The 17,561-nt window shown below is 73.5% G+C and carries 18 protein-coding genes and 1 pseudogene; 10 read left to right on the forward strand and 9 right to left on the reverse strand.

What is annotated here, in order from left to right; all coding sequences use genetic code 11:
* Window positions 1-184: 184 nt before the first annotated feature.
* The gene (locus ABZ807_RS29080; protein WP_357164827.1) at window positions 185-613 is read left to right on the forward strand and encodes a YchJ family protein; all 429 of its coding nucleotides are present in this window, start codon (window positions 185-187) and stop codon (window positions 611-613) included.
* Window positions 614-697: 84 nt separating this feature from the next.
* Window positions 698-1,051, forward strand: a complete 354-nt coding sequence (locus ABZ807_RS29085) for a hypothetical protein (RefSeq protein ID WP_357164831.1) — start codon at window positions 698-700, stop codon at window positions 1,049-1,051.
* A gap of 45 nt (window positions 1,052-1,096) precedes the next feature.
* Here ABZ807_RS29085 and ABZ807_RS29090 read toward each other — a convergent pair whose 3' ends face one another.
* From ABZ807_RS29090 to ABZ807_RS29120, 7 genes and pseudogenes are all read right to left on the reverse strand, one after another.
* Window positions 1,097-1,888, reverse strand: a complete 792-nt coding sequence (locus tag ABZ807_RS29090) for a maleylpyruvate isomerase family mycothiol-dependent enzyme (RefSeq protein ID WP_357164834.1) — start codon at window positions 1,886-1,888, stop codon at window positions 1,097-1,099.
* Window positions 1,889-2,063: 175 nt separating this feature from the next.
* On the reverse strand, window positions 2,064-3,332 hold the full coding sequence (locus ABZ807_RS29095; protein ID WP_357164837.1) for an MFS transporter: 1,269 nt from the start codon (window positions 3,330-3,332) through the stop codon (window positions 2,064-2,066).
* Window positions 3,333-3,538: 206 nt separating this feature from the next.
* Window positions 3,539-4,215: pseudogene (locus ABZ807_RS29100) on the reverse strand (hypothetical protein); the annotation flags it as partial.
* A 99-nt stretch (window positions 4,216-4,314) separates the two neighbouring features.
* The gene (locus ABZ807_RS29105; RefSeq protein ID WP_357164840.1) at window positions 4,315-5,232 is read right to left on the reverse strand and encodes a hypothetical protein; all 918 of its coding nucleotides are present in this window, start codon (window positions 5,230-5,232) and stop codon (window positions 4,315-4,317) included.
* A gap of 41 nt (window positions 5,233-5,273) precedes the next feature.
* Window positions 5,274-6,893, reverse strand: coding sequence for a serine/threonine-protein kinase (locus tag ABZ807_RS29110; protein ID WP_357164843.1), 1,620 nt, complete (start codon window positions 6,891-6,893; stop codon window positions 5,274-5,276).
* 161 nt (window positions 6,894-7,054) lie between these two features.
* Window positions 7,055-7,927, reverse strand: a complete 873-nt coding sequence (locus tag ABZ807_RS29115) for an SPFH domain-containing protein (protein ID WP_357164846.1) — start codon at window positions 7,925-7,927, stop codon at window positions 7,055-7,057.
* Between the two features lie 423 nt (window positions 7,928-8,350).
* Window positions 8,351-8,863 (reverse strand): MarR family transcriptional regulator, encoded by a 513-nt coding sequence (locus tag ABZ807_RS29120; protein ID WP_357164849.1) that lies wholly within the window; start codon window positions 8,861-8,863, stop codon window positions 8,351-8,353.
* A gap of 52 nt (window positions 8,864-8,915) precedes the next feature.
* Between ABZ807_RS29120 and pip the strand changes: the two genes are divergently transcribed.
* The 7 genes from pip (at window position 8,916) to ABZ807_RS29155 (ending at window position 14,651) form a co-directional block, all read left to right on the forward strand.
* A complete protein-coding gene (pip, locus tag ABZ807_RS29125) occupies window positions 8,916-9,875 on the forward strand; it encodes a prolyl aminopeptidase (protein WP_357164852.1) in 960 nt (319 codons plus the stop codon).
* 146 nt (window positions 9,876-10,021) lie between these two features.
* On the forward strand, window positions 10,022-10,666 hold the full coding sequence (locus ABZ807_RS29130) for a flavin reductase family protein (protein WP_357164854.1): 645 nt from the start codon (window positions 10,022-10,024) through the stop codon (window positions 10,664-10,666).
* Window positions 10,667-10,844: 178 nt separating this feature from the next.
* Window positions 10,845-11,978, forward strand: a complete 1,134-nt coding sequence (locus ABZ807_RS29135; protein ID WP_357164857.1) for an N-acetylmuramoyl-L-alanine amidase — start codon at window positions 10,845-10,847, stop codon at window positions 11,976-11,978.
* Window positions 11,979-12,257: 279 nt separating this feature from the next.
* Window positions 12,258-12,704 (forward strand): VOC family protein, encoded by a 447-nt coding sequence (locus ABZ807_RS29140; RefSeq protein WP_357164860.1) that lies wholly within the window; start codon window positions 12,258-12,260, stop codon window positions 12,702-12,704.
* 477 nt (window positions 12,705-13,181) lie between these two features.
* The gene (locus tag ABZ807_RS29145) at window positions 13,182-13,706 is read left to right on the forward strand and encodes an N-acetyltransferase (protein WP_357164863.1); all 525 of its coding nucleotides are present in this window, start codon (window positions 13,182-13,184) and stop codon (window positions 13,704-13,706) included.
* Window positions 13,707-13,747: 41 nt separating this feature from the next.
* The gene (locus ABZ807_RS29150; RefSeq protein ID WP_357164865.1) at window positions 13,748-14,104 is read left to right on the forward strand and encodes a hypothetical protein; all 357 of its coding nucleotides are present in this window, start codon (window positions 13,748-13,750) and stop codon (window positions 14,102-14,104) included.
* A gap of 103 nt (window positions 14,105-14,207) precedes the next feature.
* Complete coding sequence (locus ABZ807_RS29155; protein WP_357164868.1) at window positions 14,208-14,651, forward strand: DUF2809 domain-containing protein; 444 nt, start codon at window positions 14,208-14,210, stop codon at window positions 14,649-14,651.
* Window positions 14,652-14,750: 99 nt separating this feature from the next.
* Here the strand turns inward: ABZ807_RS29155 and ABZ807_RS29160 are convergent, their stop codons facing one another.
* Both ABZ807_RS29160 and ABZ807_RS29165 read right to left on the reverse strand, forming a co-directional pair.
* Window positions 14,751-15,887, reverse strand: a complete 1,137-nt coding sequence (locus ABZ807_RS29160) for a CaiB/BaiF CoA-transferase family protein (RefSeq protein WP_357164871.1) — start codon at window positions 15,885-15,887, stop codon at window positions 14,751-14,753.
* Between the two features lie 438 nt (window positions 15,888-16,325).
* Window positions 16,326-16,967, reverse strand: a complete 642-nt coding sequence (locus tag ABZ807_RS29165) for a DUF2238 domain-containing protein (RefSeq protein WP_357164873.1) — start codon at window positions 16,965-16,967, stop codon at window positions 16,326-16,328.
* A 281-nt stretch (window positions 16,968-17,248) separates the two neighbouring features.
* On the opposite strand from ABZ807_RS29165, the gene ABZ807_RS29170 reads away from it, so the two are divergent.
* Window positions 17,249-17,542, forward strand: coding sequence for a VOC family protein (locus ABZ807_RS29170; RefSeq protein ID WP_357164876.1), 294 nt, complete (start codon window positions 17,249-17,251; stop codon window positions 17,540-17,542).
* The last annotated feature ends 19 nt before the right edge of the window (window positions 17,543-17,561 follow it).

The raw sequence follows: 17,561 nt of genomic DNA on the forward strand, positions 1-17,561 counted from the left end.
CTCGCCGACTGGATCGCCACCCGCGGCTACTCCGCCACCTCCTGACACACCACAACGACAGGGCCGGCCCCCACCCGGGGCCGGCCCTTCGTCATCTCCGTGACGCGGCGGGCTCCCGTTTCGCCGGTGCGTGGGCGGTCACGTGGCCCGCCTGCCGCTGCCAGCGACCGACCGATGCGGCAGGATGGGTGCCGTGGCGAAACGTGGAGCCCGCCGGAGCGCGGCCGGCGACCCGGACCAGCCGTGCCCGTGCGGCTCCGGCCTGCCGTACGCCGACTGCTGCCGCCCGGTGCACCGCGGCGAGGGTACGGCGGGGACGGCCGAGGCCCTGATGCGCTCCCGGTTCAGCGCCTTCGCCGTCGGTGACGCCGCGTACCTGCTGCACAGCTGGCACTCCTCCACCCGGCCGGCCCGTGTGCGGCTCGACCCGGACGAGCAGTGGACCCGCCTGGAGATCGTGGACACCGACCGGGGCGGCCTGTTCGACAGCGCCGGCACCGTCGAGTTCCGCGCCCACTACCGGGAGTCCGGCCGGCCGGAGACGCTCCACGAGCGCAGCCGGTTCGTCCGGGAGAACGGGCGCTGGGTCTACCTCGACGCACTGCCCGACTGAGCGTGCGCGGCCTACATGCCCAGGCAACGGCGGGTCGACGGGAGTGTGAGTCCCTGCGACCGCGCCGTCGACAGGGAGCATGTGATGACGCGCCAGAAGTCCTTCAAGTCCCGGGTCCGCACCCGGATGGGCAGGACCGGCGAGAGCTACCCGGCGGCCCGCCGGCACCTGCTGGCCAGCACCGTCGCGGCTGAACCGCCGACCTCGGCGCTCGCCGAATCCACCCCGCCGGCCACCGGATCGGGGGCGGCACAGACCGACCGGATCTCCGAGGCGTTGGTCCGCGAGCGCACCGGCCGCGGCTGGGACGAGTGGTTCACCCTGCTCGACGAGTGGGGCGAGGCTCTCGGGCCGGGCCAGGACCTGGGCTACCTGTACATGCGCGGGTTCCGGGACCTCGACGGCCACCAGTGGTCCTTCCTGCACCTGCCGGGGTGACCGGAGGCCCGGTGGCGGTCGTCCACCGTCACCGGACCGACCCGTTCAGCCGAAGCTGACCCGCTCCAGCCACAGGTCGAGCAGCTTCGCGTCCCCGATCACCTCGACGCCCGCCGCGTCGACGGGCAGCCGGCGGTAGACCAGCAGCAGCAGGTTGGTCAGCGGCCCCCGTACGGCCACGGCGGCCTTCTCGTGCGCGCGCCGCCAGGCGAGCAGGTCGCCGGTGAGGTCGACCAGCCACTCTGCGCCCAGCTCGGGCGGGGTGTCGGTGGCGTGCAGGTGCAGCGTCCGACCCGGGCCGAGCAGCTCCCTGCGGTGCGGGTGGAAGTCCAACATCTGCGGCAGCGAGCCCAGTTCCATCCACTCGTCGAGCGCGTCGACGGCGACCTCCGGCGTGACGACCACGTCCACGCCGAGGGCGAGCGCGGCGTCGGCCCGGTGCACGAGCGTCTCGTGGGCGAACCGGCGCGCGAAGAACGGCGTACTCCCCTCCCCCAGCGGGGTCCACACCTGCGCCACCGGCCCGGCGTCGCGCAGCGCCCCGGCCAGCTCGGCGGCGCCCTCGACCAGCCACGGCCCGACCACCGCCGAGTCCTCGTCCGCGTACGGCGACAGGTCGCGGAAGTGGGTGTCCTCAGGTGGCGTGGGCGGCCGGGTGCGGACGATCTCCGCCGCCCACCGCTGCCCGCCACCGAGGTGTCGGACCAGCTGGCCCACGTTCCACCCCGGGCAGGACGGGACGGGGACGGTCAGGTTGGCGCCGTCGAGATGGGACCGGAGCAGGTCGCTCTGCTGCACGATCTCGGCGCACCAACGGTCGTAGCTCACACCGGTCATCGGACCACGCTAACCGCCGGCGCCGACACCGCCCGTCCGCCGGGCCGGCGACACCACCTCCGTACCGGCCTGGCCGGCCACACCACACCGTCACCGGCCAGGCCGGGGACGCCGCCATGGCACGGTCAACCCGGGTACGCCGGCACTCCAGGCCGAGGACGCCGCCGAGGAGCGGTCAGGTCGGCTCACCGCTGCGGCCAGCCACCGGTTCCCTCGCCGGACTGCGCCGCCGACCGTCCCGCGAGCCCAGCAGCCAGCCGGCCACCAGCAGGTAGGGCACGGCCGCCACCGCGAAGGCGGCCGGGTTGCCACCCACGCTGGCGACCACGGCGTACCCGCCGTAGACGGCGATGATCGCCAGGTCGGTGGCCATGCCGGCGACCGAGGTGACGGTGGCCCGGCCCGGGCCGGTGATGCGCGCCTGCAGCCGGGCGTCGGCCAGCACCGAAGCCAGCTGGAAGGCGCAGAAGGCGACGCCGATCAGCACGAACCCGGCCGGGTGGCGCAGTCCCGCCCCGGCGGCGAGCGTCAGGGCAGCCACCGCCAGCAGCGCCGCGTAGCAACGGGTGCCCAGTCGTTCGGCCGGCGCGGCGAGCAGGCCACCCATGGTCACCCCGGCCCAGACGAGCAGGAGCAGCAGCGGCACCGTCGACTCGGCGACGCCGGTGTCCCGGGCCAGCAGCGGCGTGTACTCGTCGAGGGCGCCCCACACGGCGGTCACCGCCGGGACGAGCAGCACCGCCGCGCGTACCCGCGGGTCGGCCCGGGCCTCGGCGAGGCCAGCGCGCAGGCTCGCCGCCCAGCCCAGGTCGTCGCCGTCCTCCGCCGGTTCGGGCGCGGCGTCGGCGGGGGCCGCTGGGGACGGACGGTGTTCGGGGAAGCGGGTGGCAACGGCGGCGGCAAGCACGCTGGCAAGCACGCTGGCCGCGCCGACGGCCGGGTAGCCGCCCATGGCGAGCACCGGCCCGGCCAGGCCGATCGAGGCGAGCACGCCGAGCACGCCGGCGGTCCGCGCCCGGCCCATGGTCCGGGCGTAGCGGCCGGCCGCGCCGAGGCGGTCAAGCTCGGTGAAGACCAGCGCCTCCAGGGCGCCGGAGCCGAGCGCGCCGCCGGCTCCCCAGAGGACGAAGCCGAGGGCGAACGCCCCGTAGGACGGGGTCAGCACCCACAGGGCGTAGCCGGCGCCGGCGAGCAGCGGCGCCAGGCAGAGCAACAGCCGGCGGGAGACCGCGTCCGCCCAGGCGCCGGAGGGCACCTCCAGCAGAATGCCGGTCGCCGACCAGACGACGAAGAGCGAGGAGATCTGGCCGATCGACAGGCCGGTGTCGCTGAACAGCAGCGCGTAGACCGGGTAGAGCAGGACGAAGTCCTGGAGGAACGCGTACCCGTAGAGGGTGGCCGCCAGGCGGCGGGCCGCGGACACGGACGGGATGGTGACGGTCATGAGGGCCTTTCCACGGGACCGGACGGACGCGGGACGTGCGGCGTCCGGGGTGGCCCGCGGTTGCGGCCCTCAGCTATGGATCAACATCGCCAGGTCATGCGCCGATGTTAGCCGCCGCGGGCCGGCCTGGCGATCCCGTTCGGCGGGGCGGGCAGCGGGCCGGGGTGGGACCCGTGCGGGTCCCACCCCGGCCGTTGGTGGCGCGGTCAACGGCGGAACGCGTCGCCGTCGATCGGCGGGATGACCATGGTGGCCTCGCTGTCGGCGGGCGCCGGCTCGTCGTGGGTGGCCGTCGCCTGCCGGGGCGGGACGACCGGGTTGGCCGGCCGGGTCGCCTCCAACGCGGGGTACGGGCCGACCGGCTGGGTCCGGTCCGCCTCGTCGGGCCGGGGCACCGGCTGGGTCTGCTCCGACTCGGCGTACGGGGTGACCGGCGGGGCCAGGTGGGCCTGCACGTCACGCTTGCCGGCCTGGTACGCCCGGGCGTGCGTGGCGATGAGCCGCGACTCCTGCTCGGCGCGGGTGAGCGAATTCTCCCAACGGCTCTGCATCGGCCGGATCAGTCCGCCACCGACACCGACTACCAGGATGCCGCCGGCGGTGGCGAGCACGGCGATCAGCACCGGAGTGGTCACCGCGGTGGCCACCCCGATCTGGTTGAGCGCGGCGATGACACCCCGGCCCAGGGTGACACCGAGGCGATGTTGGCCAGCACCCGTCCGTACGACAGGCCGCCGAGGGCACTACTGATGATGTCCTTGACCGCGCTGGCGATGGCGGCGGCCACCACCACGATGACGATCGCGACGAAGGCGCGGGGCAGCCAGGCGATCACGCCGGCGATCAGGTCGGAGATCGGGTTCGGACCCCAGATCCCGAAGGCCAGGTGCAGGGTGACAGCAGACCCCGTAGTAGGCCTCCACACGGTCCATCGGGTCGGTCGGACCCGACCTACCCGAACCCGCCCGTGGGAAAACGCTTGTCACGCACCAGGGCAGGCGTAGCTCACCTCCGTGCCGGCCTGGTGCGGCGACGGGGAGACAATGTTGACGGTGGCCGTCTCGGTGACGCTGCCGACCCCGTTGAACGCCCACTTCAACGACAGGCTGACGGTGCGCTGGCCCCAGCCGACCCGCTCGCTCAGCAGCGCGCCGGGCGGGGAGCCGGAGCGCAGCCACTGGTACTCGATCACGCCGGCCCGGCCGTTGGTCCGCACCGTGGCCGCCACCTCGACGGTGACGTCGCACCGGTTTCCGGCCGGCCGCGGCACCGCCACGGTCACCTCGCTGATCTCCAGCGGGTTGAGCCGCTGCCACAGGTAGAAGCCGACGACGGCGACCAGCGCCACGGTGAGCAGGGCGGAGAGCACCGAGACCACCCGCCGCCAGAGGGGCCGCCGGCGACGCGGCGGGGACGCCGCCGGCCAGGCCGGCGCGGTGGGCGGCGTCGCGGGCACCCCGGGCCCGAACCGCACCTCACCGCCCGCCCCGGTCGGCGCGGCCGGCGACGGTACGCCCCGGCCCGTCGCCACCGTGCCCACGCTCGCCGCTCCGGTCGCCGCCAAGCCGGTCCGGGCGGTGGCGGCGTCGAGGTAGGTGGCCTCGGCCGCGCCGAGCCGCACCGTCGAGTCGACCGGGCCGGCGTCGACGGCCGGCCCGGTCCCGCCGAGGTGAACGGTCTGGTCGGTGGCCGCCAGACGCACGGTCTCGTCGGCGGCCCCCAGGTGGACGGTCACGTCCAGGCTCACCGTCCGGTCCAGGCTCACCGTCCGGTCCAGGTCGACGGTACGGTCCAGGTCCAGGGTCCGGTCGGCCGCGCCGGGATGCCCGGTCGCATCCAGGTGGACGGTGGGCTCACCATCGCCGGGCGGCGTCGCGCCCCGCTCCCCCGGCCTGGTCATCGGAGCCCACCTTTCGTCAGAGCGGTCGCACCGCCCGGCCACTAGCCGGGGGTGCAGTAAGAGGAGAGCGACACGTACACCGGCCCGGCCGGGTCGGCGGCGTTGCCGGCGACGTCGACGGCGACCACCTGGATCGGGATGCGGGTGCTCGACTTCGGTGCCGGCAGGTCGCCGAGGGTGCCCTGGTAGACGCCCCGCCCGACGTGCGTCATGCCGATGGCGCGGGTGACTCCGGCAAGGGTGTACCGGAAGCTCACCCGCAGCTCCTCGGCGTTGGTCCGGTCGTCGGTGGCGGTCGCGGTGACCGTGCTCGACCTGTTGCCATAGCGGCAGCCGACGGGTTCGAGGAGGCTGGGGCTGGCGTCGACCTTGCCGACGACCGGTGCGGCGCCGTCCGGTGGCGGGGGCGGGCTGGTCGACGTGCGGGGCGTCGGGCTCGCGGGGCGCGACCGGGTGGGCGTCGCGGTGGCCGGCCGGGTCGGGGACGCCGTGGCGGCGGCCGGCGCCGAGGACGTCGGGGTGGGGCTGGGCGACACCGCGTTGATGGCGGGGGCGGCGGCCAACGGGCTCGGGCCCAGCGAGGTGAGGGCGGAGGCAGCCGGGGCGTCGGCGAGGGTGAACGCCGCCGCGTGCCGGGAGGCGTAGCTGAGGCCGGCGCCGCCCAGCAGCAGGGCCCCGACCAGACCGGCCCCGAGCAGCACGGCGCGGCGGTGCCCGCGCGGCGGGGGCGGACCTGTCTCGCCGAACGCGGTGCTGGCCAGGCTGGTGGCGCCGCCGGAGCCGTCGGGGAACGGGAAGAGCGCGGCGAGCAGGGCGGCCCGGCGGGCCAGTTCGCGCAGGCCCCGCTCCTCCCAGTCCGCGCCGTAGGCGTCCCCGGCGGTGCGTTCCAGCTCGGCCAGGAAGACCTCCGCCGGCTGGGGACGGTCGGCGGCCTGCTTGGCCATGCCGTGGCGGAGCAGGTCGTGCACGGGTGGCGGCGCCGCCTCGGTGGGGATCGGCGCCTGCGCGTGCTGGGTCCGCAGGGTGATCAGGTCCCGGCCGTCGTAGGGCGGGCGGCCGGTGAGGCACTCGTAGAAGGTGGCGGTGGCGGCGTAGATGTCGCAGGCCGGGCTGGCCGGCGCGCCGGTCCACTGTTCCGGGGCCAGGTAGCGGGGGGTGCCGCTGACCGAGCCGCCGCTGTCCCGGCCCACCGGTACGGCGATGCCGAAATCGGCCAGCTTGCTCTGCCCGTCGATGCCGACCAGCACGTTCTCGGGCTTGTAGTCGCGGTGCACGACGCCCCGGGCGTGCGCGGCGGCCAGCCCGGCGAGGGAGCCCTTGAGCACACAGAGGGCCGCCTCGGGCTCGGTGGGGCCGTGGGCGCGCAGCATCTGCCGCAGTGACACGCCGTTGACCAGCTCCATCACGATGGCGGCGCCGTGCGGCGACTCGGCGTACTCGTAGAGCCGGGAAATGTGCGGGTCGTCCACCTCGACGAGCAGCTGGGCCTCGTCGCGGAACGCCGTACGCAACGACGGGTCGTCGCCCACCACCCTGGTCAGGTACTTGATGGCGACGGCGGTGCCGGTGGCGTCGTGGGTGGCGAGCAGGACGCGGCCGGACGCGCCGGCGCCGAGCTGCCGCACCGGCGTGTAGCCGGACAGCTGCCAGTCGGCGCTCACGCGGCAGCCTCCCCGGCCTGCGGGGAGCGGTCACGGGTCAGGACCACGCTGATCATTCTCGTCATCACGGGCGTCCGGTCCATCGGCGCAACGGGTGTTCCGCCGCGTCAGACGTCCGTGATGACGGGTGGATTTCGGTCAGCGGGCTTGACGCCGGCCCGTCAGCGGGGGTCCTCCCGGCGGTGGCCGTCGCCGGACACGCTCGGCACCGCCTCCGCGGCCGCCTGCTGCAGGGGGCCGTGCCCCGCGCCCGCCTGCTCCCGGGAGCCGGCCGCCATCTTGTCGAAGAACCGGAGCAGCTCCACCGGGACCGGCATGACCAGGGTGCTGTTCTTCTCCGCCGCCACGTCCACCACCGTCTGCAGCAGTCGCAGCTGGTAGGCCCCTGGTGTGTCGGCCATCGCCCGGGAGGCGTCGGCGAGCCGCCGGGACGCCTGGAACTCGCCGTCGGCGGCGATCACTCGGGCCCGGCGTTCCCGTTCCGCCTCGGCCTGCCGCGACATGGACCGCTTCATCCCCTCCGGCAGGGAGACGTCCTTGACCTCGACCCGTTCGATGAGCAGCCCCCACGGCTTCTCGGTCGGCGCGTCGATGACCGCCTTCAGTTCCGCGTTGATCCGGTCCCGGTCGCCGAGCACCGTGTCCAGGTCGGCCTTGCCGATCACCGACCGCAGCGCGGTCTGCGCGACCTGGAGCACCGCCGACGGGTAGTCCCGCACGTTGACCAGGGCCTTCACCGGGTCGACCACCCGGTAGTAGACGACCGCGTCGACGGTCAGTGTGACGTTGTCCTTGGTGATCGCGCCCTGCGCGGGTACCCCGATCACGGTGGTCTGCATGCTCACCCGGACCATCCGGTCGGCGACCGGCACGATCAGGTGCAGACCGGGCTGCCGGATGCGCTCCAGCACCCGCCCGAAGCGGAACACGATTCCGCGCTGGTACTGCTGCACCATCCGTACGCTCAGCGCGATCAGCAACGCGACGAGCACGACGACGATGACCAGGCCGACGAATCCGGCGGCGGCTACCATGACCCCCTCGTTTCCGGAGGCGCCCGCCTCCCGGCGCCGCGCATACCCACTTCGACGGCCGACAGTCCTGCCTCCTGACCCGTCCGGGCAGCGCGGGACCCCGGGGCCGGGCGGAGGGTCCGGCCGGTCGCCGGCAACTGTCCTGGTGCGTACCGCATGGATGCTCGATCAAGGCTCGTCGACCGCGCCGTTGATGTGGAGTGCCCCGAGCCCACCCTCGTCGTCGTGGATCTGCACGTGGTGGTTACCTGTGCGCCGTGCGCTGTTCCCTGTGCCCGGGTGCGGGGCTGCCTGGTGATCCGGGGAATCGAACCCCCGCGCTGCCCTCCGCGCGCCAGGAGTGGGTGACCGGATTACAGCCGGCCGTTGGTGTGCACGCCTCCGCGACGACTACCCAATGGGTGGACCAGCAGGATAGGTGATCTAGGCGCCACCCGCGGATCGGTTTTCCGGCGGGACGAGGTCGGGCGCGACCTCGGCGATCCGCTGCCGCATCGACCTGCGGCCCAGGGCGGCCAGCGCCTCGTCGATGAGCTGGCTCAGCGGGTACGGCAGCTCGGCCTCGAACCGGCGGGCGGCGGCCGTGGTGGCGGCCCATTCGGCGTCCAGCACGGGCAGCAGCGACTCGGCTCTCGGCGTGAGGTGCGCGATGCGCTGGCGGGCGTCGGTCCCGGGGGTGAGCGTGACCAGGCCCTCCTTCGCCAGCTGCGCCACGGTCTGGCTGGCGGCGGAGTGGGTCACGCCGGTCGCCTCGGCCAGCGCGCGGATGGACGCGGGCCCGTCCGCGGCCAGGGCACGTACGACCGGGGTGAACCGCGGCCGGAACCCGGGCAGCCCGAGGTCGGCGTAGACGGTGGCGACCTCGCCGTCGAGCAGGTCGAGCAGGTGGCGCAGCCGGGTGCCGAGCAGCTCGGGGCCGGGCGGTCGGTCAGGCATGTGGGCTAATGTAACAGCCCTGTTGTATCTAGCCTCCGGGGAGGATCCACCCATGGACGTGCGCTATCCGCCGATCGAGCCGTACGACCACGGCATGCTCGACGTCGGCGACGGCAACGCCGTGTACTGGGAGGTGTGCGGCAATCCCGACGGCAAGCCCGCGCTCGTGGTCCATGGTGGACCGGGCTCGGGGTGCGGCACCGGGGTCCGCCGGTTCTTCGACCCCGAGCGGTACCGGATCGTGCTGTTCGACCAGCGGGGTTGCGGGCGCAGCACCCCGCATGCCAGCGATCCGGCCACCGACATGCGGCACAACACGACGCAGCATCTGATCGCCGACATGGAACGCCTTCGCGAGCACCTGGGCGTGCGGCGCTGGCTGCTCCACGGCGGGTCGTGGGGCTCCACGCTGATCCTGGCGTACGCCGAGCGGCACCCCGAGCGGGTGTCGGAGATCGTCATCAACGCCGTCACCAGCACCCGCCGCTCGGAGACCGACTGGCTCTACCGGGGTGTCGGCCGGTTCTTTCCCGAGCAGTGGGGCCGCTTCCTCGCCGGCGCCCCCGGCACGCCCCGCGACGGCGACGTCGTCGGCGCGTACGCCCGGCTGATGGAGCACCCGGACCCGACGGTGCGCGAGCGGGCCACGGTCGACTGGTGCGCCTGGGAGGACGCGGTGGTTTCCGGGGAGGCGAGCGTCACCAACCCGTACAGCGACCGCCCCTCGGTGGCCCGGACGGCCCTGGTCCGGATCTGCTCCCACTACTTCGCCAACGGGGCGTGGCTGGAGGAGGGCGCGCTGCTGCGCGACGCCGGGCGGCTGGCCGGCATCCCGGGGGTGCTGGTCCACGGCCGCCTCGACATGAGCAGCCCGCTGGACACCGCCTGGCAACTGCACCAGGCCTGGCCGGACTCTGAGCTGATCGTCGTCGAGCAGGCGGGACACTTCGGCACCGCCGAGACCCGCCGCCACGTCGTGCGCGCCCTCGACCGGTTCGCCGCCGACCGCTGACCCCGCCCGCCCGGTTCCGCGTCAGGGTAGGTGCCCGCCGGAGCGCGAGGTCCGATCGCCGCCAGCGATCGCCGCCGCCGTCGCGGAGAGTCGACAGCGGCCGGGCGGATCGCGCCCGGCCGTGGCAGCTCGCGAAGGGCAGGACCATGCACGTCGTCCCCGATCTGAAGGTGCTCTACTTCGGGACTCCGGTGGTGTTGATCAGCTCCCGCAACCCCGACGGCAGCGCCAACCTCGCCCCGATGTCCTCCGCGTGGTGGCTGGGCCGGTCGGCCATGCTCGGCCTGGGCGACAGCGGCCAGACCACGGCCAACCTGGTACGCGAGGGCGAGTGCGTGCTCAACCTGCCGTCCTCGGCGATGGTCGAGGCGGTGGACCGGATCGCGCTGACCACCGGCAGGCCGATCGTGCCGGAGCACAAGGCGGCACAGGGCTACCGGTACGAGCCGGACAAGTTCGCCCTCGCCGGGCTGACCGCGCAGCCGTCGGACCTGGTCGGGCCGCCGCGGGTGGCGCAGTGCCCGATCCAGTTGGAGTGCCGGGTGGTGGCGTCGTACCCGTTCGGTGGGACCCCGTCGCACGCCACCGCCTTCCAGGTGGAGGTGCTGCGTGCACACGTCGAGGAGGACCTGGTCATCCCGGGCACGTCGTACGTGGACCCGCTGGGCTGGGATCCACTGATCATGAAGTTCTGCGAGTTCTTCGGCGGCGGGCGGAACGTGCACCCGTCCCGGCTCGCCGAGGGCTGGCGGATGCCGCACCGGGACCGGGTCGTCGCGCCGACGCCCTGACCTGCTGCGGCTGGGCGGCCACCCCCTGACCCGGGCGGTTCGCCGTCCCGCCACATCGGATCGACGCGCGCCCCTAGCGCCGGCCCGCTGATGGCAATATCCTCCACCTCACGCGCGCACTTTGGAGCTCCTTTTCATCGCTGCCCCTGGGCCACCGTCGGCCCGCCGAGGAGATGCCATGCACTTCGACCACCCTGAACTCGACCGCCGTACGCTGCTGCGGGCCGGTCTGGGCACGGCGGCCGTCGCGGTCGTCGGGTCCGAACTGGCCTTTCCGGCCACCGCGCAGGCCGACCCCGGCGCGGACCTCGACTGGATCATCAGCTGCGACGAGTGGGGCGCCCGCCCGCCGGCCGACCCGCTGGTGATCAGCGCCATCCCCACCAACAAGATCATCGTGCACCACATGGCGTTCCCGAACGTCACGGACTACTCCGAGGCGCAGGCGATCAAGCTGGCCCGGGACTGCCAGAACCTGCACATGGACGGCAACGGCTGGTCCGACACCGGCCAGCACTTCACCGTCAGCCGCGGCGGCTACGTCATGGAGGGCCGGCACGGCAGCCTGGAGCGCCTGCAGGCCGGCGACCGGCAGATGATCTCCGCCCACTGCCCGGGCGAGAACGGCCGGTCGATCGGCATCGAGAACGAGGGCACCTACGTCACCGACACCCCGCCGGAGGAGCTGCTCGCCTCGCTGGTGAAGCTCTGCACCACCATCTGCCGCCAGTACGGGCTGCACGCCCACGACATCTTCGGCCACTGGGACTTCCGCAACACCCTCTGCCCGGGCGCGACGTTCTACCGCCTCTTCCCGCAGGTGCGCCGGCGGGTGTTCAAGAAGCTCGGCACCGACCTCGCCGACGTGCCGGCCCGGCGCTGGCCGGACCTGTGGCGCTTCGTCGGCTCCCCCTCGGTCCGGGTCGCCCAGTACCTGCTCGCCTACCGCGGCTACGCCGTCACGCCGAACAGCGCCTTCGACGCCGCCACCGTCGCCGCAGTGCAGGACTGGCAGGCCCGCAACGGCATCCCGGTCGACATCGACGCCACCATCACCGGCCCCACCTGGGAGACGCTGGCGCCGGAGTTGGAGAAGGACGCCACCGGCCTGCCGGTGCAGGCCGTGCAGTTCATCCTGATCGTCAAGGGCTACGCCGACGTCGCCGTCACCGGCACGTACGACCACGCCACCAAGCTGGCCCTGCAGGACCTGCAGCGGCTGCACGGCCTGCCGGACAACGGCAAGGTCAGCACCAGCACCTGGTGCGCGCTGGTCGGCGGGGTGGTCCGCCAGTCGTTCCGCGAGGACTGAGCACACCGCGGCGTCGGGGCGGCGGTGGTGGCGGGCGGCGCAGTCCGTCGCCCCCCACCACCGCCGGGCGCCGGTCACGGTCCGCTCAGTTCCGGGGTACGGCCACGTGTCCGGCGGCCGTCACCGGGCTCCGGTGAAGCCCCGGATCATGCGAAAGAAGCGCTGCCACCGAGGCTCGCCAGGCTCGCGCGCTGGCCGAGCACCGACCGCTGGCGAAAGCCAACCCGTACACGCGGTTACGGCGTGTACGCACCGGCCACTGCGGCGACCGGTGCGACGATGACCCTGATCGTCGACCTCGAGGAGGATGTCGTGGCATCGCAACTCAACCCGTACCTCAACTTCGCCGGCAACGCGCGCGAGGCGATGGAGTTCTACCACCAGGTGTTCGGCGGGGATTTGACGCTGACCACGTTCCGCGAGTTCGGCACGGAGAACCCGGCGATCGCCGACCAGATCATGCACGGCATGCTGCGAACGGCCAGCGGCTACGTGCTGATGGCCTCGGACATGCCACCGGGCCTAGAACTGAGGCGCGGCAACGGCAACACGGTCAGCCTGAGCGGCGACGACGCCGACGAACTGCGCGGCTACTGGGAGAAGCTGTCCCAGGGCGGGGTCGTGTCGGTCCCGCTGGAGAAGCAGATGTGGGGCGACGAGTTCGGGCAGTGCGAAGACCGGTTCGGCACCCCGTGGATGGTCAACATCGCCCAGCCCCAGGCCTGAGCCATCAGCCTCGACAAGCTGAAGGACCTGGTCGCGGTCGACCGCCTCCAGGAAGAGGTCCACGCTGCCAGCGTGCCGGCTGGGCGTGACCCGGCCGGCCAGCCGCTCACCGGCCACGACGGGGCGCACGGCGGCCGGCGCGCAGCGTACCGGCACCCCGGCGCGGAGGCAGGCGTCCGCGACGTGGGCGGTGGTCAGCGCCGCGAATCGCCGGCGCAGGTCAGGGACATCGACGCTCATCCCCCGACCGTAGTGCGCCGCGTCCGGCCCGGTGGCGGGCCACTTCCGCACTCGTGGCCTGCTCCCGCAGCCCGGGGAGGTCAGCGGCGGAAGGTGCGGCCGAGCAGGTCGAACAGGGCGGCCCAGTGCCGCTCGTGCGGCCTCCTCGTCGTCACGCCCGGACGCTACCCCCGGTGCCGGGTAGCGCCGCGAAACGGGGTGGCCTGTCCCGGCGAAGTCCGGCATGATCCCGAACCGATGCTGATCAGACGTGAGACCCCCGCCGACGTCGCCGCCGTCCGCGCGGTGCACACCGCCGCCTTCGCCTCGGCGGACGCCCCGGACTCCGTACCCGTCGAGGCCAGCCTGGTCGACGCGCTGCGCGCCGACGACGGCTGGCTGCCCGCCCTCTCCCTCGTCGCCACCGACCCCGACGGTGAGGTCGTCGGGCACGTCGTCGGAACCCGGGGCACGGTGGCCGGCGCGCCGGTGGCGCTCGGCGTGGGCCCGCTCGGGGTGCTACCCGCCTGGCAGCGTCGGGGCGTGGGGTCGGCGCTGATGCACGCGGTGCTCGGCGCCGCCGACGCCCTGGACGAGCCGCTGGTCGTGCTGCTCGGGCACCCGGAGTACTACCCACGGTTCGGGTTCCGGCCGGCGGTCGAACTGGGCGTGACACCGCCAGGTCCGTGGGGGCCGCGGTTCTTCATGGCCCGGCCGATGAGCGCCTGGCGGCCGGACATCCGCGGCGAGTTCGCGTACGCGAAGCCGTTCGACGACCTGTAGCAGGTCTTTCCGTGGGGCCGCCGCTCGGGCATTCTGGGGTGATGGGAGAGGTGCTACCGATGCCCGGCTTCGGTGACCTGTTCACCGACACCAGGGGCGACGAGCGGACGATGCGGGTCAGCTACCACCCAGAGCGCGGGGCGGTGGTGCTGTCCCTGTGGAGCGGGGCCCTCTGCCGGGGCTCCTTCCGGATGGCCGCTGCGGAGGTGGGTCGGCTGCGGGCCCTACTCGACGCGATCGAGGCCGCCCCGGCGCCACCGGCGGCCGGCTCGGGTGGCGCGACGGCCGCTGTCGGGGGCGAGGTGGCGGCGGCCACCGAGGTCATCCAGACCGGCGACATCTCGGGTACGGCCCGCCGGGCGGCGCTGCCGATCGTGCCCCTGCCGCGGGGCGCCTGAGGTCCGGTCCCACCATTTCCGACGGCTGCGGCCACCGGCGACTGCACCGTCGGCGCCCCGAGTCGCCTGGATCGCACCGGGTCTCTCGTGGCATCGTCACAGGATGTCGATCACGCCGAGGACGATGCGGCTGCTCATGCCGGCGGCCGCGACGCTCTTCCTGGCTGTCGCGCTGTCCATCCGGGCCGTCGACGACGGCGCCGTCCGGCAGTACTCCGGCACCGCGCTCTACGCGTCGATGGTGTGGGCCGGGGTGTTGTTCGTCTGGCCGCGGATGGCGCCGGCGCTGGCCGGCACGATCGCGGTAGGGTTCTGCTGGTTGGTGGAGTGTGCGCAGCTGACCGGGGTGCCGGCGGAGTTGTCGGCGCGGAGCCTGCTGGCACGGCTGGCACTCGGGGTGCAGTTCGATCCGGTGGATCTGGCCTGGTATCCGGCGGGCGTGCTGCCGCTGGTCGCGCTGCACGGGCTGCTGTGCGGTCGCATCAGGTCCGCCGTCAACCCCTCCGCCGCACTCGCGGTCCGGCCTGTCCCGCGGTCACCGCGGTGACGGGACTGCCGAAGACCCGGCGCTCCCGCCTTCACGGCGGCACCTGCGGCTGCGGCATCGGCCGGCGGCGCCTCCGCACCTGGCGCTGAGCGATGGCGGTCAGCCGGCCAGCCAGGCACGAACCTCGTCGCCGTGCTCGTCAAGGCGGGGTGGCGGCAGGTCGTAGCGCGGCGGGGTGGCCGAGAAGCCGATCGGGTGTCGGACGCCGGGCACCCCGCCGGCCTCGACCACCGGGTCGAGCCCGAGCTCTTCGGCCAGGGCGACGCCGCCGTCGACGGTGGTGATCGGGGCGCACGGCACGCCCGCTGCGGTGAGGTCCCGAAACCACTCGTCCCGGGTGCGCTGGGCCAACCGCGCGACCAGGATCGGCCGCAGCGCCTCGCGGTGGACCGTGCGGCCCTGGTTGCGACCGAACCGGGGGTCGTCGGGCAGCTCGGGCAGGCCAAGCACCTGGCACAGCTTGCGGAACTGGCCGTCGTTGCCGGCGATGACGACGAGGTCGCCGTCGGCGGTGGGCAGCGGCTCGTAGGGGAACAGGCTCGGGTGGGCGTTGCCCATCCGGAACGGCGCCGCGCCGCCGGCGACGTACCCGCTGGTGTGGTTGACCAGACCGGACAGTGCCGACGAGAGCAGATTCACCTCGACGCGCTGACCAGCGCCGCACCGGGCGCGGTGGTGCAGGGCGGCGAGGATGCCGACCGCCGCGTGCAGGCCGGCGATCACGTCGAACACCGCGACACCGGCCTTGTACGGCGGGCCGTCGGCCTCGCCGGTGAGGCTCATCAGGCCCGAGGCCGCCTGGACCATGAGGTCGTAGCCGGGAAGGTGCGCTCCGGCGTGGGTGCCGAAGCCGCTGATGGAGGCGTAGACGATCCCCTCGTTGCCGGCGGCGACGCTGTCGTAGTCGAGACCGAAGCGCCGCAGCCCGCCGGGGCGAAAGTTCTCGATCATGACGTCGGCGCGGCGGGCGAGTTCCCGTGCGAGGTCCAGGTCGTCGGGGTCGGCGAGGTCGAGGGCGACGGAGCGCTTGTTGCGGTTGACGCCGAGGTAGTAGGTGGAGGTCCCGTCCCGCACCGGCGGCATCCAGGCGCGGGTGTCGTCCCCGCCGGGTCCCTCCACTTTGATCACGTCGGCACCGAGGTCGGCGAGGAGCATTGTCGCGTACGGCCCGGCAAGGATCCGCGAGAAGTCCGCGACCAGGATGCCGTCGAGCGGCCCGGACCGCTGCTTCCCCATCGCCACCACTCCCCTTCCCGCCGACACCGACGTGTGCCCGGTGGGCGTGGCGCCCGGCCGTCCACGGCTGGAGGACACGATGGCACACCGGGCGCAGCCGGGCGGCATCGGAGCGGGGAGTGGGCTGCCAGACCCGTCGGCCCTTCATCCGTCGACAGGACCGTCGGTCGAGCGCCCGGCCGGTCAGGGAGACGCACCGGCCGCACGGCGGGTCCGGCCCACCCGTCGCCGGTTCAGCCCAGGGAAACCCAGGGCGGCGCATACCCGGCGAACGCGGCCACGACGGTGATCCCCGTGACGACGGCCAGGCCGACGATGACACCCTGTGCCGGCTCTGTGGATGGTAAGACACTGACAATTCCTCGACGGCCCCTCGCGGCGGGGGTGACACGAGTCAGTGGACCGGCAGGTCGCCCGGTCCGGCGATCGAGAGGTGGATCATGGCGGGTGCGGATCGAGAGGTCGGCGCGGCGGCGGTGACACTTGACGGTCGTGCAGACGGCTTAGCAGGGCCAGCGAGGTGACCGCGCCGATCAGCGCCAGGAACATGTCCCACTGGGTGTCCCAGACGTCGCCCTGGGTGGCGAGGAAGTCGTCGGCGGCCGACCCCGCGGCCACTGCCGCCCACCACTCGAACATCTCGAACAGGGCGCTGAAGGCCAGGCAGGCGCAGACCACGAGCGGCGCGAGCCACCCGCTGCCCCGCAACGGCGAGCGGCGGACCAGAATCTCGCGAACCAGGATGGCCGGCACGAAGCCCTGCGCGAAGTGCCCCAGCCGGTCGTACGGGTTGCGGGACAGATCGAACACGTCCCGCACCCAGTCGCCCACCGGGGTACGCGCGTAGGTGTGATGCCCCCCGATGATGAGGATCATCGCGTGCACCGCGAGCAGGCAGCACAGCAGGGTACTCAGCGGGAAGCGGCGCCAGACGAGCAGCAGCACCGGGACTCCGACGATCACCCACACCGTCTCCAGCAGCCAGGTCAGCCGGTCGTACGGCCGGATGCCGGAGAGCACCAGCGCGACGAGGACCAGGCCCAAAAGTGCCGGCGGGAGGACAGCACGTGCTCGGGTCACGGCGACCGCCTGTTCGTGGGTGACCTGGCCGGCCGGTCGCCGCCCGGGACGGCGACGATATCAGCGGCGCGGTCGATGCCGATCGGCCCCGACAGCGCGCGGGCCGTGTGCGCGGTCGGCACCGACGGCCCTGGGGTACGGAGGCGAGCTGCGCCTCTTCGTCAGCGGTGCCCGGCAGCGGGTCTACCAGCACCAGACCGGGCGCCAACCCGCTCCGCTGGGCATCGCCGGTGCCTGTCGTACCCGGCTGGGATGCTCCGGTGGTGGAGATGACACTGTAGGTGACGATCGACTGTGCCGACCCCCGGCGGATGGTGGCGTTCTGGGCCGAGGCGCTGGGCTACGTGCCGGAGCCACCGCCGGGCGGGCACCGCACCTGGCGGGCCTACTGGGCCGAGACGGGAGTACCGGCGGAGGAGCTGCCCGACGGCGTGGGTGACGGGCCGGAGTCGATCGTCGATCCGGCCGGCCGGGCGCCACGGATCTGGTTCCAGCAGGTGCCCGAGGGGAAACCTGGCGAACCAAGAACCGATGTCGGGGTTCCCGTAGCGGCTGAACCATGGTCGATCGTGTGATGTTGTGGTTGGCCAGGAC

The sequence above is a fragment of the Micromonospora sp. NPDC047548 genome (genome assembly GCF_040642975.1).
Lineage (GTDB): Bacteria > Actinomycetota > Actinomycetes > Mycobacteriales > Micromonosporaceae > Micromonospora.